A 15,178-nucleotide genomic window follows, 5' to 3' on the forward strand; every position below is an offset into this window, starting at 1 on the left:
AAACGACATGCCAGCAGTTTCATCCCGTGGCCGGGGCCGCCGCACCATCAGCGAAATCAACATGGTGCCCTTCATCGACGTGATGCTGGTGCTGCTGATCATCTTCATGGTGACGGCACCGCTGATCACGCCGAGCATGATTGCGCTGCCCAAGGTCGGCAAGGCGCCAGGCCAGCCGCCCAAGCCGATCCAGATCGAGATCAGCAAGGACGAAGTCATCCAGATCAAGTCGGCGGGCAACACGACCACCGTCAAGCTTGGCGAGGTGGGTGCCGCCGTCAAGCGCCTGCAGCCGGCGGTGCCAGCCGGAGAACAGGTCACGCCGGTCGTGATCAGCGCCGACAAATCCATCAAATACGAAACCGTGGTCAAGGTCATGGATGGGCTGCAAAAGGCCGGTGTGGCCCGGGTCGGCCTCTCGGTGCAAACCGGCAGTTGAGCGGCAACTGAGCTGAAGCCCATCGATGCCCAGTGCCGCCGACCGCCTCGACCTTGCGCCGCAACGCGAACCCGGTGCGTTGCGCTCCTTTGGCCTGGCGCTGCTGGTTCACCTGTTGCTGATTGGTGCGTTGACCTGGGGAATCAACTGGAAACATAGCGACCCCGACCTCTCGTTTGAGGCCGAACTGTGGTCCAGCGCGCCGCAGGAGGCCGCGCCCAAACTGGTGGAAGCCCCACCTCCGCCGCCCCCTCCTCCCTCGCCCCCACCGGAGCCCGTGGTCAAGGCCGCGCCGCCGCCGCCCCCTGCACCCGACGTGGACATTGCGCTTGAGCGGGAGAAAAAACGCAAGCTCGAGCTCAAGAAGAAAGAAGCTGAACTGGCCAAGGCCAAGGCCGAGCTGGACCGGCTGAAAGAACTCCAGGCCAAAAAGGACAAGGAACTCAAGGCGAAGGAAGAACTGGCCAGGCGCAAGGCCGAGGAAGCGAAGAAGCTTGAAGCGAAAAAGGCCGAAGACAAAAAGCAGGACGCGAAACAGGAGGCCAAAGAAGCGGAAAAGAAAAAACTGGCCGACGCCGCAGCAGAAAAGCAGCGCCAGGAAAACATCAAGCGGGCCATGGGCCTGGCCGGCGCCACCGGCGGCGCTGACGCCAAGGGCACGGCGCAAAAAGCCAGCGGCCCTTCTGCCAGTTACGGCGGCAAGGTGCGCGCCAAGGTCAAACCCAACATTGTCTTCACCGACGACATCTCTGGAAACCCCACCGCCGAAGTCGAGGTGCGCACCGCGCTGGACGGCAGCATCATCAGCCAGCGCCTGATCAAGTCCAGCGGCAACAAGGCCTGGGACGAGGCGGTGATCAAGGCCATCATTCGCACCGAAACCATGCCGCGCGATGTGGACGGCCGGGTCCCGACGCCCATGATTCTTGAATTCCGGCCCAAGGATTGAGCGCCACGCGCCTCAAACGCTATCAATAAAATAGCTGCCCGCTCAATCAGGGCAAGGGCTGTGGCCAGTTTTTACTCATAGACAATCTGCGCCAGCCCCTGGTCGGCCTGCGCCATCCAGCTGGCGAGCGCCGCATCGGTCGGAAAAAACTTCGCAGCCTCCCCGAGCTGCAGCTCAGCCACCACGCTGTCGCGCTTGAGGCTCAGGCGCACCGGCAGGCCTCGGCTGACCTCGCCCTGCTCCGACATCTCCTTGCGCGGAGGAAAGTCCCGCACGATGCGCTGCACATCCGGTGCGCTGCCGTTGACCGCCACGCGCAGATACTTGCCGAAGCGGCAACGCGCCGACTCCAGGCTCCAGACCTGGGTGACCTTGAAACGGCGACCGAAACGCTCCGACGCCGGCTGCAAGGTGCCCTGCACAATGACCAGTTCGTCGTCTTTGAGCAGGTTGCGGTTGGCATTGAAGGTGGCCTCGTCCACTGAGGCTTCCAGTGTGTCGGTCTTGTCGTCGAGCTTGAAGATGATCAGCTTGCCCCGGTTGCCATTGATCACACGCAGGTCGCTGACGATGGCCGCCAGCAGGGTCTGGTCGCGCGAATCGATCAGGTCGTCGATCTTGCGCTTGACGAACTGCCGCACCTCGGTCTCGACCTCGTCGAACAGGTGGCCGGACAGGTAAAAGCCGATCGCGGTTTTCTCCTGCACCAGGCGCGCCTTCACGCCGAAAGGCACGGCCTCGACCAGCGGCGGCTCCTGGGTGCTGGCCGCATGCGAGTCCATGTCGAACAGGCCGCCCTGGTTCACGTTGGCCTCGGCCTGGGCGGCAAATTCAAACGCCCGGTCCACCGAAGCCAGCAGCGAAGCGCGGTTCAGTTGCAGGTTGTCGAAGGCGCCGGCCTTGATCAGGGCTTCGACCGTGCGCTTGTTCATTTTCGACTTGTCGACGCGCAGGCAGAAGTCGAACAGCGAGGTGAAAGTCCCGCCCTCTTCGCGCGCTGCCACGATGGCGGCAATCGCCTGCTGGCCGGTGCCCTTGACCGCGCCCAGGCCGTAGCGGATGCTGGTGTTGCTGATCGGCTCGAAGCGGTAGTGTCCGCGGTTGACGTCGGGCGACTCGAAGCTGATGCCCATCTTCTGGGCATCGCCGAAGAGGATCTTGAGTTTGTCGGTGTCGCCCATCTCCACCGTCATGTTGGCGCAGAAGAACTCGGCCGTGTAGTGGCGCTTGAGCCAGGCGGTGTGGTAGGCCAGCAAGGCGTAGGCGGCCGAGTGCGACTTGTTGAAGCCGTAACCGGCGAACTTCTCCATCAGGTCGAAAACCTCGTCGGCTTTTTCCTGGCTCAAGCCGTTGACACCGGCGCCCTTGCGGAAAATCTCCCGCTGCGAGGCCATCTCCTTTTCATCCTTCTTGCCCATCGCGCGGCGCAGCATGTCGGCGCCACCCAGCGAATAACCGCCCAGGATCTGCGCGGTCTGCATCACCTGCTCCTGGTAGACCATGATGCCGTAGGTCTCTTCGAGGATGGGCTTGACACGCGGGTCCGGGTACTCGGGCGTTTCCTTGCCCTGCTTGCGCGCGATGTAGGTCGGGATCAGGTCCATCGGACCCGGCCGATACAGCGCATTCATCGCGATCAGGTCTTCGAGGCGGTTCGGGCGCGCGTCCTTGAGCATGCGCTGCATGCCGATACTTTCAAACTGGAACACCGCCTCGGTCTTGCCCTCTGCAAACAGCGCATAGACGCGCTGATCGTCCAGCGGCAGGTTCTCGAACTTGAAGTCCTTCTGCGCCGGATGCCGCTGGACGATGAACTCGCGCGCAAGCTCCAGGATGGTCAGCGTGGCCAGACCCAGAAAGTCGAACTTGACCAGACCGATGGCCTCGACGTCGTTCTTGTCGAACTGGCTCACGGCCGAGGTGCTGCCGGGCTGCAGGTAGAGCGGGCAGAAATCAGTGAGCTTGCCAGGTGCGATGAGCACACCGCCGGCGTGCATGCCGACGTTGCGCGTCAGGCCCTCGAGCTTGCGCGCGAGTTCCAGCAGGGTGCGCACATCTTCTTCCTTGGCCTCACGCTCGGCCAGCACCGGTTCAGCCTCCAGCGCGTAAACCATCTTGTCGTTTTTCTTGCGGTCGGCGGGCACCAGCTGCAGGGTCACCGCCTGACCGGGCTTGTTGGGCACCAGCTTGGAGATGCCGTCGCAAAAGCCGTAGGAAAAATCGAGCACACGTCCCACGTCGCGAATCGCGGCGCGCGCGGCCATGGTGCCAAAAGTCACGATCTGGCTGACCGCCGCGTGGCCGTATTTGTCTTTCACATAGTCGATGACGCGGTCGCGATTGGTCTGGCAGAAGTCGATGTCGAAGTCGGGCATGGACACCCGCTCCGGATTCAGGAATCGCTCGAACAGCAGGTTGTACTGCAAAGGGTCCAGGTCGGTGATCTTGAGCGAATACGCCACCAGCGAACCGGCGCCCGAGCCCCGGCCCGGCCCCACCGGACAGCCGTTGTTCTTGGCCCAGTTGATGAAGTCCCCCACGATCAGGAAGTAACCCGGAAAACCCATCTTCAGGATGGTGTTGATCTCGAACTCGAGCCGTTCCACGTACTGCGGCCGCTTTTCATCGCGCACCTTCTCGTTGGGATACAGGTGGGTCAGCCGCTCTTCCAGCCCCTGAAAAGAAGCGTAGCGAAAGTATTCGTCGGGCGACATGCGCACGCCGTCCACTTCGGGCGTTGGGTATTCGGGCAACATGGGCTTGCCGAGGTCGAGCTTGAGGTTGCAGCGTTTGGCGATTTCCAGCGTGTTGGCCAGGGCCGACGGCAAATCCGCAAACAGCTCGGCCATCTGCGCCGAGGACTTGAAATACTGCTCGCGCGTGAACTTGCGAACACGGCGCGCGTTGCCGAGAATCTCGCCCTCGGCGATACACACACGCGCCTCATGGGCCTCGTAGTCCTCGTAACCCAGAAATTGCACCGGATGGGTCGCCACCACCGGCAGCTTGAGGCGGGCGGCCAGTTGCACCGCCGCAGCCACATGCTGCTCGTCGTCGGCGCGTTGCGCGCGCTGAAGTTCCAGGTAAAAACGGTGCGGAAACAGACCCGCAAAATGCAGCGCACATTCCAGCGCCCGCGGGCCGTCGCCCTGCACCAGCGCCTGCCCCACAGCACCGCCTTGCGCGCCGGACAGGGCGATCAGGCCCTCGCCGAGTTCCTGCAGCCATTCCAGACTGATGACGGCCTGGTCGCGCACCACGCCCCGGGTCCAGGCCCGGGTCAGCAATTCCGAAAGATTCAGGTAGCCCTGGCGGTTTTGCACCAGCAGCAGCAGCCGCGCCGGCGCCGCACCCGTTTCCTTGCCCGGCACCTGCACCCACACATCGGCACCGATCAGCGGCTTGACCCCGGCCCCGCGCGTTTGCTTGTAGAACTTGACCGTGCCAAACAGGTTGCTCAGGTCGGTGATGGCCAGCGCGGGCTGGCGGTCGGCCGCTGCGGCGGCCACGATTTCATCGATGCGGTTGGTGCCATCAACGACTGAAAACTCGGTGTGGATACGTAAATGGACAAACATGGTTCATTTTAGGCGGCAGATGTTGCCCCCACGGTCGTTCACTGCGTGTAACTCCCTGCCCCCCCGAGGGGGTCGCTGCGCCTGCGGGCCGGCAAAGCCGGTTCCGCGGCCCCGGCTTGAATTAAAGGCATCCCCCTACAATTCCGGCATCATGAAAGTTCTGAACATAGCGGCCTACAAGTTTGTGGCCCTGGAAGACCTGGCTGAGCTGCAGGCCGGGGTGCGGAAAGCCCTGCAGAGCCGCGCCATCAAGGGCACGGTGCTGCTGGCGGAAGAAGGCATCAACCTCTTCCTGGCCGGCTCGTGCAGCGACATTCATGATTTTTTGGCGTGGTTGCGGCGCGACGCCCGTTTTCATGACCTGGAGGTCAAGGAAAGCTGGTCCAGCGCCCAGCCGTTTCGCAAGCTGCTGGTCCGGATCAGGCCCGAAATCATCCGCATGAACCACCCGGCGATCCAGCCCGCAGCCGGGCGCGCCCCGGCGGTGGATGCCTCGACGCTCAAACGCTGGCTCGACACCGGCTACGACGATGCGGGCCGGCCCGTCGTGACCCTGGACACCCGCAATGCCTTTGAGGTCGACGTCGGCACCTTCCGGCACGCCATCGACTGGCGCATCGACAAATTCACCGATTTCCCGCAGGCCCTGCTGGCGCATCGCGCCGAGCTCGAAGGCAAAACTGTGGTCAGCTTCTGCACAGGTGGCATACGCTGCGAAAAAGCAGCGATTTTCATGCACGAAGCCAGTGTGGAACATGTGTTCCAGCTCGATGGCGGCATTCTGAAATATTTTGAGGAAGTGGGGCACGCGCACTTCGACGGTGAATGTTTTGTTTTCGATGACCGCCGGGCGGTGAACCCGGCGCTGGCGCCCAGGGTCGATGTCGGCGCCTTGTCTGACAGGCCGCCAGCGAAAACCATGAAAAGCTGTCCGGTCATCTGACTTCCATCGGTGCACGCCATGCCTTCTCCTTCTACCCGTTCCGTTCCACGCACCCAGCCTGCAGACGGTTCGGCCAGCAAACTCTGCAGCCGATTTGAACAGATTCGTGCACAAACCGAGGCACTGACGGCCCCTCTGAGTGCGGAAGATTGCCAGCTCCAGTCCATGCCGGATGCCAGCCCTGCCAAATGGCATCTGGCCCATCTGACCTGGTTTTTCGAGACCTTCATCCTTGAGCGCTTCGAGCCGGATTTCAAACCCTTTGACGCCGGTTTCCGGGTGCTGTTCAACAGTTATTACAACGGCGTCGGCGACAAATACCCCCGTCCGAAACGCGGGCTGATCAGTCGTCCCGCATTCGACGAAGTACTGGCCTATCGGGCAGAGGTCGATGAGCGAGTCCTGGCGCTGCTGGCCCGGCGCCCGAACGATTCGGAACTGGAAACGCTGCTCACGCTGGGCCTGCACCATGAGCAGCAACACCAGGAGCTGTTGCTGACCGACATCAAGCACGCCCTGTCCTTCAACCCGGGGCGGCCAGCCTATGCCGGGCACTGGCCGCTGGCCGGCATCAGCCCGCAACCGCTGCGTTGGACGGGCTTTGAGGGCGGCCTGCTGGAGCATGGCTTCGCCCCAACGCTGGACGGTGCCTTTGCCTTTGACAACGAGACGCCACGTCACAAGGTGTATGTGGCGCCGTTTGAAATCGGCCATCGGCTGGTGACCAACGGGGAGATGATGGCTTTCATGGCGGACGGCGGTTACCGGCGTCCGGAGCTGTGGCTGGCCATGGGCTGGGACTGGGTGCAGGCCACAGGCGCGGCCATGCCGCTGTACTGGCAGGTGCCAGACACGCAAAACAGCCCGTACCGCAACTTCACGCTGCAGGGTCTGGTCCAGGTGGACCCGCACACGCCTGTTTGTCACCTCAGCTATTTCGAGGCCGACGCCTATGCGCGATGGGCCGGCGCGCGCCTGCCGACGGAGTTTGAATGGGAGCTGGCCGCGCGCGGTGTGCCGGTCCCGCCCGGCCAGCGGACCGAAGGCAACTTCGTGGAAACCGGCGCCTACCATCCGATTCCGCTGCAGCAGCGCAGCGCAGGCCACCCGGCCCAGATGTTTGGCGATGTCTGGGAGTGGACACAGTCCAACTACAACCCCTACCCCGGCTACAAGCCGTGGGAGGGCCTGGTTGGCGAATACAACGGAAAATTCATGTGCAACCAGTTCGTGCTGCGCGGTGGCTCCTGCGCCACACCGCAAAGCCATGTGCGGGCAAGCTACCGCAACTTTTTTCCGCCGGAGGCACAATGGCAGTTCAGCGGCCTGCGCCTGGCACGCGACGCCGCCGCCCCGTAAAACTCACTCCGCGGCAAAGCGGCGCTCGGGCAGGGCAATCAGCTCTGCATCGCCCGGCACCTGGCCCATGGCCTGCGCCTCCCAGTCGCGCGAGGCCTGCACAATGCGCTCCTTGCGGCTGGACACAAAGTTCCACCACATGAAGCGGTGGCCATCAAGCGCATCGCCGCCTATCACCATCAGCCGCGTGGCCTGGCTGGCCAGCAATGTCGCTGCGGCGCCCGGCGCCAGCACCGCCAGCCCGTGGGCCGGCAAGCGCTGCGCGTCGATGGTGATGTCGCCATCCACCGCGTACACCGCCAGTTCCTGCGCCAGCGGCGGCAGTTCGAACGCCTCGCCAGCCTCAAGTTGAACATCAAGGTACAGCGTGTGTGCAAAGGTTCTGACCGGCGATTTCCGGCCAAAAGCCTCACCGATCAGGACGCGCACCCCGGTGCCGGCCAGCACCAGCGTCGGGATCGCCTCGGCCGGGGTGTGTTCAAAATTGGGCGCCACCTCTTCAAATCCACGCGGCAGCGCGGCCCAGAGCTGGATGCCGTGGTTGACGTAGGAGGTGGATTTCAGGTCCAGAGGCGCGCGTTCGGAATGCACGATACCCCGCCCCGCCGTCATCCAGTTGATGGCGCCGGGCGTGATGCGCTGCTCGAAACCCAGGCTGTCGCGGTGCATGATCGCGCCGTCGAACAAATAGCTCACCGTGGCCAGCCCGATGTGCGGGTGCGGGCGCACGTCATGCGAAGCTCCCGGGGCGAGCGTGACCGGTCCGAAATGGTCAAAAAACACGAAGGGGCCCACCGCCTGTCGCTGCACGGCTGGCAGCAGGCGGCGCACACGAAAGCCGCCCCCGAGGTCCTTGTCGTGTCCGGTCAATGTGAGGTCAACAGGCATGGTGGTAACTCCAGAGCGTGGTCCAGTCGTTGGGTAAGGTCAGGCGTGGAACTTTCCGGCCACATCAGCCACGCGCTGGCCAAACAGCCGGGCCGTGGCAAGGTCACCCGCGGCCATTTCGCTGGCGCCCGCGTCGGAAGGCGACTGCGCGATCGCACCGCTGTAGGACACCAGGTAGTTGATGTCGTCGCGCTGCGCCGCCTTGCTATTCGACGGCATCAGGCCCTGGCTGACCCAGACCATGCCATGCTGCATCGCGAGCGTGAACAGCGTGGTGAGCGTGCCCTGCTTGTCGCCGTTCATGCCGGCGCTGTTGGTGAAACCTGCGGCCAGCTTGTCCTTCCATTCCTGGCTGAACCAGGGTTTGGAGGACGCGTCGGCAAACTTCTTGAACTGCCAGCTCACGTTGCCCATGTAGGTGGGCGAACCGAAGATGATGGCATCGGCAGCCTTCAGTTGCTCCCAGCCGCCCTCGGGAAGATTTCCATCGGCATCGATGGCCAGCAGCTCGGCGCTCGCGCCTTCAGCCACCGCCTGCGCCATGCGCTGGGTATGCCCGTAACCAGAGTGGTAAACAACGACGATGTTGGTCATGATTTGTTGTCCTTGGATTCAGAAGAGGAGAAAGCCGGAAGACCGGAAGAAGAAGAAGAAGAAGAAGAAGAAGGAAACAGGCAGGCCGGCCCTGGAGCCGGCCTGCAGGCACCTCGCGGCGTGCCGCGATCAGCCCTTGAGCTTGGCGTCCGCGCTCCAGGCGCCGGCACCCCACGCGGCGATGGTCAGCAGGCCACCGACCACGGCAATGTTCTTGAAGAAGGCCTGTTGCTGCATCATGACCTGCTCCGCCGGCACGGACCAGAAAGCGTGGAAGATGAAGGTGATCACCACGGTGAACAGGGCAATGCCGAGCGCCGCCCAGCGGGTCTGCAAGCCGATCAGCAGCAGCAGGCCCAGGCCCAGCTCCACCGCGATGGCAATCGCCGCGGCCACTTCCGGCAGGGGCACGCCCTTGGAAGAGATGTAGCCCACGGTGCCGGCAAAGCCGGCAATCTTGCTGAAGCCGGCCGGAACAAACAGCAGGGCGATCAGCAAGCGACCGAGGAAGGAAAGCGGGTTTTGCAGTGAGTTGAGCATGGTGAGTCCTTTTTTGTTGAGAGTGATGAAAGAAAAAATCGAATCGAAGCGCCCGGCCGCGCGGGCACCGGGCCGCTTCGGCGTTCAGGCTGCCAGGTCGAAAACCAGTACCTCTGCGGCCTTGCCATGGCCCAACTGCAGCTGGCTCTCGGCTTCAAGCTGGAGGGCATCCCCTGCCTTCAGAGGCAGGCCGTTGACCTGGAGTTCCCCGCGCACCAGGTGCACATAGGTCTTGCGTTGCGGGTTCAGCGCCAGGTCGGCCGTTTCGTCGCCGTCGAACAGGCCCGCGTACATGCTGGCGTCCGCATGAATCTTCACGGAACCCTGCGCGCCGTCGGGCGAGGCCACCAGCCGCAGCGTGCCGCGCTTGTCTCTGTCGGAAAAACTTTTCTGCTCGTAGCTCGGCGGGATGCCGGTGACATTGGGCTCAATCCAGATTTGCAGGAAATGCGTGGTCTGCCCGTCGGCGTGATTGAACTCGCTATGCTGCACCCCGGTGCCCGCACTCATGCGCTGCACATCGCCAGGCGGAATGCCCTTGACGTTGCCCATGCTGTCCTTGTGCGCCAGTTCGCCGCTGAGCACATAACTGATGATCTCCATGTCCCGGTGGCCATGGGTGCCGAAGCCCCGTCCGGCGGCAATGCGGTCTTCGTTGATGACACGCAGGTTGCCAAAACCCATGTGAGCCGGGTCGTAATAACCGGCAAACGAAAAAGAATGGAAGGACTTGAGCCAGCCGTGGTCGGCGTAGCCGCGTTCGCTGGAAGATCGGGGGGTCATCATCAGGTGCTCCTTTCAGGGTGCGTTTGCAATGACTCCAATGTAGGGGCCGGCGCGCCGGTGGCCATTGCAGTTATTTGATGGCATCATTCAAATTATTTGAACCGTCAACCCATCAATGAACAACCGTGTGCGCGATGCGCTGACCCCCGAAACCATCGGCCTGATCGGCACCGTGCACCGCACCGGCAGCATGGCGGCGGCTGCACGCGAGCTCGGCGTGGTGCCCAGCGCGCTGACCTACCGCATTCGCCAGGTGGAAGATGCGCTGGACGTGTTGCTGTTCGACCGCTCCTCGCGGCAGGCCAGACTGACCGAGGCGGGCAAGGAACTGCTGCGCGAAGGCACACGCCTGCTGGCTGAACTCGACGCGGTGGCCAACCGCGTCAAACGTGTGGCCACCGGGTGGGAGCCCCAGCTCACCCTGGCGGTCGACAGCGTGATTTCTCGCACCACGGTGATGGAGTTGTGCGAGGCCTTTTTTGCGCTGAACCCGCCCACCCGCCTGCGGCTGCGGGAAGAAGCCCTGTCCGGCACGCTCGAAGCCCTCACCTCGGGCCAGGCCGATCTGGCCATCGGCGTGGCCATCGAGCCCGGCCTGCACAAGTCGGTGCAGAGCAAGCCGCTGGGCAGCATCCATTTCATCTACGCCATTGCGCCGCACCATCCGCTGGCGCAGGCCCCCGAGCCCGTCACCGATGCCATGCTGATGCCGCACCGTGCGGTCGCGGTCGCCGACTCGGTGCAGCGGGGGAGCGGTGTCTCGGTCGGGCTGCTGGGCGGCCAGGACATCTTCACCGTACCGGGCATGCAGGAAAAACTCGATGCTCAGTTGCGTGGCCTGGGTGGCGGCTTTCTGCCCGAGTATTTGGCGCGGCCCCACATCGCCACCGGCAGGCTGGTTGAAAAGCGCGTGCAGCGGGCGGAACGCCTGATTCCCGTCAGTTATGCCTGGCGCCGCGTGACCAGCGGCAACGAGGGCCGCGCACTGCAGTGGTGGCTCAAGCAGCTGGACAGCCCCGCGACGCGAAAGGCGCTTCTGGAGCGCGACCATGCTGTGTAAAACCCTGCCTCGCGGGAAATGTTCGGTCGGCCGGTCCCGCCAGCGTGTAGAGTGTGATCATGAGTTCCATTGATGTTTGTGCTGTGCTGCCAGAATCCGGGAAAGCCTGCCTCCGGGACCCGCCGGCCAACCGCCCCTTTCACCCCGCCATAAAAAGTACAAAGACATGACCAAAAAAACCCGTTCTGCCCCCTCTGCCACAACCGTGCCACGCCATATCGCCGTGGTCGGCGCCGGCATGGCCGGCATCGCCTGCGCCCGCACACTGATGCAGGCGGGCCACCGCGTGACGGTGTTTGAAAAAAGCCGCGGGCCCGGCGGCCGCATGGCCACCCGCAACACGGAATTTGGCGGCTTTGACCATGGCACGCAGTACTTCACCGTACGTGACACGCGCTTCGAAAAGGCACTCGCCACCAGCCCTGGCCTGGTGCGGCCCTGGAGCGCCAACACCGTGCGCATCCTCGACGAGGCCGGTCGTGTCGTGGCGTCTGCCCCGCCACCCCGGGAAGCCCACTGGGTGGCGACACCGGGCATGAGCGCGCTGCTCAAGCAGTGGGCCCAGCCCCTGGCCGCCGACGGCTCGCTGATGCTGGAAACCCAGGTCATCCGGATGGAACGCGACAAGCTGCACCCCGAGCGCTGGCAGTTGCAGACTGAGGGCCCGGGCGCCGGCAGCCAGGTGTATTCCGGCTTTGACGCCGTGGTGCTGGCTGTGCCCGCGCCGCAGGCGCACGCCCTGCTGCTCAGCTCCCAGCAGGGCAAGGCGCTGATGCCAGCCCTGGCCGGTGTCGCCATCGCCCCGTGCTGGACCCTGATGCTGGCTTTTCCGCAAGGGCAGCAGCCAACGTTGCCACACCTGGGACCACAGTGGAATGCGGCGCGCAGCACCCACCACCGCATTGCCTGGCTGGCGCGCGAATCCTCCAAGCCGGGGCGCAGCCCGATCGAACGCTGGACCGTGCAGGCCAGCCCGGACTGGTCCACGCGGCACCTGGAAGACGACGACGAACGCATCAAGGCCAAGCTGCTCAGGGCCTTCACCGAGGTCACCGGCATCCGCGCCGAGCCGCCGCACGCCGAGGTGCACCGCTGGCGTTATGCGCAGACCACCGAGCCACTGGGCCAGAGCCATCTGTGGGATGCAAAATCGCGTATCGGCAGCTGCGGCGACTGGTGTGTCGGCCATCGGGCTGAAGACGCGTTTGTCTCCGGCCTGGAAATGGCGTTGGCCCTCTGTTAGCCATCACATGTCAGCGCCCACGTTCGTTCACTGCGTGTAACTCTCTGCCCCCCGGGGGGCGCTGCGCCTGCGGGCCGGCGGAGCCGGACCCGCGGCCCCTGCTTGACTCATGCAAACACTGATCAACGCTTTGCCGGCTCGCTATACAGGTCGATTCGCGCCGTCACCCACCGGCCCGCTGCATGCCGGCTCTCTGGTCGCTGCGCTGGCAAGCTGGCTCGATGCGCGGGCGCATGGCGGCCAGTGGCTGGTGCGTATCGAAGACATCGACACGCCGCGCTGTGTGCCCGGCGCCGACATCCTGATACTGCAGCAACTGGCCGCCTGCGGACTGCTGCCGGATGAGCCGCCGCTGTACCAGTCGCGGCGGGGCGCGGTTTACCAGGCCGCACTGGACCCCCTGATCGCCGCCCAGCTGGCCTACCCCTGCGCCTGCACACGACAGGACATTGAACGGGTACTGGAGGCCGGCGGCAAGCCGCGGCCGCGCCACGGCGAGCTGGTCTACCCCGGCACCTGCCGTCACGGTCTGCAGGGCCGCCCCGCACGGGCGTGGCGCTTCCGCACTGAAAACATCAAACCCAATCGGCCGTCAGCCCTTGCCACACGGGCGCAGGCAGCTCCTGATTCGGTAGCAGACCCGCTGATCCACTGGCAGGACCGCCGGCTCGGCGCACAGCAGCAGGACGTCGCGCAGGAGGTCGGCGACTTTGTGCTCAAGCGCGCCGACGGCCTGTGGGCCTACCAGCTGGCGGTGGTGGTGGACGACGGCGCGCAGGGCATCACCGACATCGTCCGCGGGGAAGACCTGGCTGACAACACGGCGCGGCAAATCATGCTGCAGCGCGCACTGGGCTTGCCACTCCCGCGTTACCTGCATACGCCGCTGGTGCTCGGAGCCAACGGCGAAAAGCTGTCCAAACAGAACGGTGCCAGCGCACTGGACCTCACCCGGCCGCTGCAGGCGCTGGGTGAAGCCGGGCAGGTACTCGGTCTTCCTGCAGGCCTGTCTGCGCGCACGCCCGCTGACTGGCTGCAGCAGGCGGTAGCCCTCTGGGGCCGGGCGACTAAAATTGAGCGGTGATTGAATCCCCCACCACCCAACTGCCGCCCGCCCCGCCAGAAGACGTTTCACCCGACGCCAGCCGGATGCGCACCATCCGCAGCTTTGTCCTGCGCACCGGCCGCACCACGGCCGGCCAGGCCAGGGCTTTTGCAGACGCGGGGCCAAAGTTTCTATTGCCTTATTCGGCAGCGCCGCTGGACGTCCAGGCTGCGTTCGGACGTGTCGCGCCCACCATCCTGGAAATCGGCTTCGGCATGGGTGAAGCCACCGCGCAGATTGCAGCACTGCTGCCGGAGAAAAACTTCCTCTGCTGCGAGGTGCACACGCCCGGCGTCGGCGCCTTGCTCAAACGCATTGGCGAGCAAGGCCTGGAAAACATCCGCATCCTGCAGCACGACGCGGTACAGGTGCTGGACCACATGCTGGCGCCCGGCAGCCTGGATGGCGCGCACATTTTTTTCCCCGATCCCTGGCACAAGAAAAAACACAACAAGCGCCGCTTGATCCAGGCGCCACTGGTGTCCAAACTGGCGGCGCGCCTCAAGACCGGCGGCTACCTGCACTGCGCCACCGACTGGCAGCCTTACGCCGAGCAGATTCTTGAGGTCCTCAAGGCAGAGCCTTTGCTGAAAAACACGGCGGACAGTGCCGACGGTTATGCCGCCAAGCCCGACTACCGGCCACTCACCAAGTTCGAAAACCGCGGCATCAAGCTCGGGCATGGCGTCTGGGACGTGGTGTTCGAACGCGTGTGAAAAAGCAGCGCCTTGCGCTGGGCGGGTTGCCCACACGTGAGGGGGTGAGCCCGAGCTGTGTGAGCCTGCCCGGCGGCGACTGGCCGAGCTTCACCGACTTCCTGGTCCAGCGTTTTCCCGACATTTCACGCGAGGTCTGGCGGCAGCGCATGGCGGCCGCCGAAGTTGTCGATGAGTTCGGCGAAGCCATCACACCACAGCGCGCCTACCGCGGCCACATGCGGCTGTATTACTACCGCGCGCTGCCACGGGAAACCCGCATCCCCTTCGACGAAGAACTGCTGTTCCAGGACGACCATCTGGTGGTGGTCGACAAACCGCATTTTTTGCCGGTCACACCTTCCGGCCACTACCTGCAGGAAACGCTGCTGGTGCGCCTGAAAACCCGGCTGGGCCTGGACGGCCTGAGCCCCATCCACCGCATCGACCGCGAAACCGCCGGCATCGTGCTGTTTTCGGTCCAGCCATCCGAACGTGCCGCCTACCAGGATTTGTTCCGGCAACGCACGGTGGACAAGTATTACGAAGCGATTGCGCCCTGGCGCGTCGACATCGAATTTCCGCGCGTGAGCCGCAGCCGCATCGTCGAGGGCCAGCCCTTTTTCCGTCAGGCTGAAGAAGCGGGTGCGCCGAACAGCGAAACCCGGATTGAGTTGCTGGAGACGCGCGGCCCGCTGGCGCGTTACGGCCTGCGCCCGGTCACCGGCAAAAAGCACCAGCTGCGCGTGCACATGTATGCGCTGGGCCTGCCTATCGTCAACGATCGCGTCTACCCGCCGCTGGACCCGACGCCCGAGGACGACTACCGCTACCCCTTGCAACTGCTGGCGCAGGCCATCAGCTTCGACGATCCCTTCACCGGCCAGCGACGGCAGTTCAGCAGCAAGCGGCGCTTGGATTTCCCGTGAGCGACAAACGACTTGTGCCCGGTGAACAACACCCGGTCTTAGTCAAGCAGGGGCCGCGGAACCGGCTTCG

Annotated in this window: 14 protein-coding genes; 9 read left to right on the forward strand and 5 right to left on the reverse strand. The window is 64.2% G+C overall.

The annotated features are described in order from the left end of the window. Positions 1 to 7 precede the first annotated feature (7 nt). Both PSV26_RS18795 and tolA read left to right on the forward strand, forming a co-directional pair. A complete protein-coding gene (locus PSV26_RS18795) occupies positions 8 to 439 on the forward strand; it encodes a biopolymer transporter ExbD (RefSeq protein ID WP_300572954.1) in 432 nt (143 codons plus the stop codon). A gap of 25 nt (positions 440 to 464) precedes the next feature. Next, on the forward strand, positions 465 to 1,388 hold the full coding sequence (tolA, locus tag PSV26_RS18800; RefSeq protein WP_300572956.1) for a cell envelope integrity protein TolA: 924 nt from the start codon (positions 465 to 467) through the stop codon (positions 1,386 to 1,388). 71 nt (positions 1,389 to 1,459) lie between these two features. Here tolA and dnaE read toward each other — a convergent pair whose 3' ends face one another. Beyond that, positions 1,460 to 4,966 (reverse strand): DNA polymerase III subunit alpha, encoded by a 3,507-nt coding sequence (dnaE, locus tag PSV26_RS18805; protein WP_300572958.1) that lies wholly within the window; start codon positions 4,964 to 4,966, stop codon positions 1,460 to 1,462. A 151-nt stretch (positions 4,967 to 5,117) separates the two neighbouring features. Between dnaE and PSV26_RS18810 the strand changes: the two genes are divergently transcribed. Both PSV26_RS18810 and egtB read left to right on the forward strand, forming a co-directional pair. Continuing rightward, positions 5,118 to 5,909: a sulfurtransferase gene (locus tag PSV26_RS18810; protein ID WP_300572960.1), complete on the forward strand. Its 792-nt coding sequence runs from the start codon at positions 5,118 to 5,120 to the stop codon at positions 5,907 to 5,909. 18 nt (positions 5,910 to 5,927) lie between these two features. Further along, on the forward strand, positions 5,928 to 7,268 hold the full coding sequence (gene egtB / locus PSV26_RS18815; protein WP_300572962.1) for an ergothioneine biosynthesis protein EgtB: 1,341 nt from the start codon (positions 5,928 to 5,930) through the stop codon (positions 7,266 to 7,268). Positions 7,269 to 7,271: 3 nt separating this feature from the next. Here egtB and PSV26_RS18820 read toward each other — a convergent pair whose 3' ends face one another. From PSV26_RS18820 to PSV26_RS18835, 4 genes are all read right to left on the reverse strand, one after another. Beyond that, positions 7,272 to 8,156 carry a pirin family protein gene (locus PSV26_RS18820; RefSeq protein WP_300572964.1) on the reverse strand — a complete coding sequence of 295 codons (885 nt, stop codon included), beginning with the start codon at positions 8,154 to 8,156 and terminating at the stop codon, positions 7,272 to 7,274. A gap of 39 nt (positions 8,157 to 8,195) precedes the next feature. Then, positions 8,196 to 8,750 carry a flavodoxin family protein gene (locus tag PSV26_RS18825; protein WP_300512819.1) on the reverse strand — a complete coding sequence of 185 codons (555 nt, stop codon included), beginning with the start codon at positions 8,748 to 8,750 and terminating at the stop codon, positions 8,196 to 8,198. Between the two features lie 129 nt (positions 8,751 to 8,879). Next, positions 8,880 to 9,290 (reverse strand): DoxX family protein, encoded by a 411-nt coding sequence (locus PSV26_RS18830; protein WP_300572967.1) that lies wholly within the window; start codon positions 9,288 to 9,290, stop codon positions 8,880 to 8,882. An 84-nt stretch (positions 9,291 to 9,374) separates the two neighbouring features. Next, positions 9,375 to 10,076, reverse strand: coding sequence for a pirin family protein (locus PSV26_RS18835; protein WP_300572970.1), 702 nt, complete (start codon positions 10,074 to 10,076; stop codon positions 9,375 to 9,377). Between the two features lie 115 nt (positions 10,077 to 10,191). Here PSV26_RS18835 and PSV26_RS18840 point away from each other — a divergent pair, with 115 nt between their 5' ends. From PSV26_RS18840 to PSV26_RS18860, 5 genes are all read left to right on the forward strand, one after another. Further along, positions 10,192 to 11,136, forward strand: a complete 945-nt coding sequence (locus tag PSV26_RS18840) for a LysR family transcriptional regulator (RefSeq protein WP_300572973.1) — start codon at positions 10,192 to 10,194, stop codon at positions 11,134 to 11,136. Positions 11,137 to 11,302: 166 nt separating this feature from the next. After that, the gene (locus PSV26_RS18845) at positions 11,303 to 12,379 is read left to right on the forward strand and encodes an FAD-dependent oxidoreductase (RefSeq protein WP_300572976.1); all 1,077 of its coding nucleotides are present in this window, start codon (positions 11,303 to 11,305) and stop codon (positions 12,377 to 12,379) included. A 109-nt stretch (positions 12,380 to 12,488) separates the two neighbouring features. Further along, positions 12,489 to 13,463 (forward strand): tRNA glutamyl-Q(34) synthetase GluQRS, encoded by a 975-nt coding sequence (gluQRS, locus tag PSV26_RS18850; RefSeq protein ID WP_300572979.1) that lies wholly within the window; start codon positions 12,489 to 12,491, stop codon positions 13,461 to 13,463. Next, the gene (trmB, locus tag PSV26_RS18855) at positions 13,460 to 14,200 is read left to right on the forward strand and encodes a tRNA (guanosine(46)-N7)-methyltransferase TrmB (RefSeq protein ID WP_300572981.1); all 741 of its coding nucleotides are present in this window, start codon (positions 13,460 to 13,462) and stop codon (positions 14,198 to 14,200) included. The genes gluQRS and trmB overlap by 4 nt, the downstream gene beginning before the upstream one ends. Continuing rightward, positions 14,197 to 15,108, forward strand: a complete 912-nt coding sequence (locus PSV26_RS18860; RefSeq protein WP_300572984.1) for a pseudouridine synthase — start codon at positions 14,197 to 14,199, stop codon at positions 15,106 to 15,108. Before trmB ends, PSV26_RS18860 begins: the two co-directional genes overlap by 4 nt. The last annotated feature ends 70 nt before the right edge of the window (positions 15,109 to 15,178 follow it).

Origin of the sequence: Polaromonas sp. (assembly GCF_029945685.1) — a bacterium.
Lineage (GTDB): Bacteria > Pseudomonadota > Gammaproteobacteria > Burkholderiales > Burkholderiaceae_C > Polaromonas.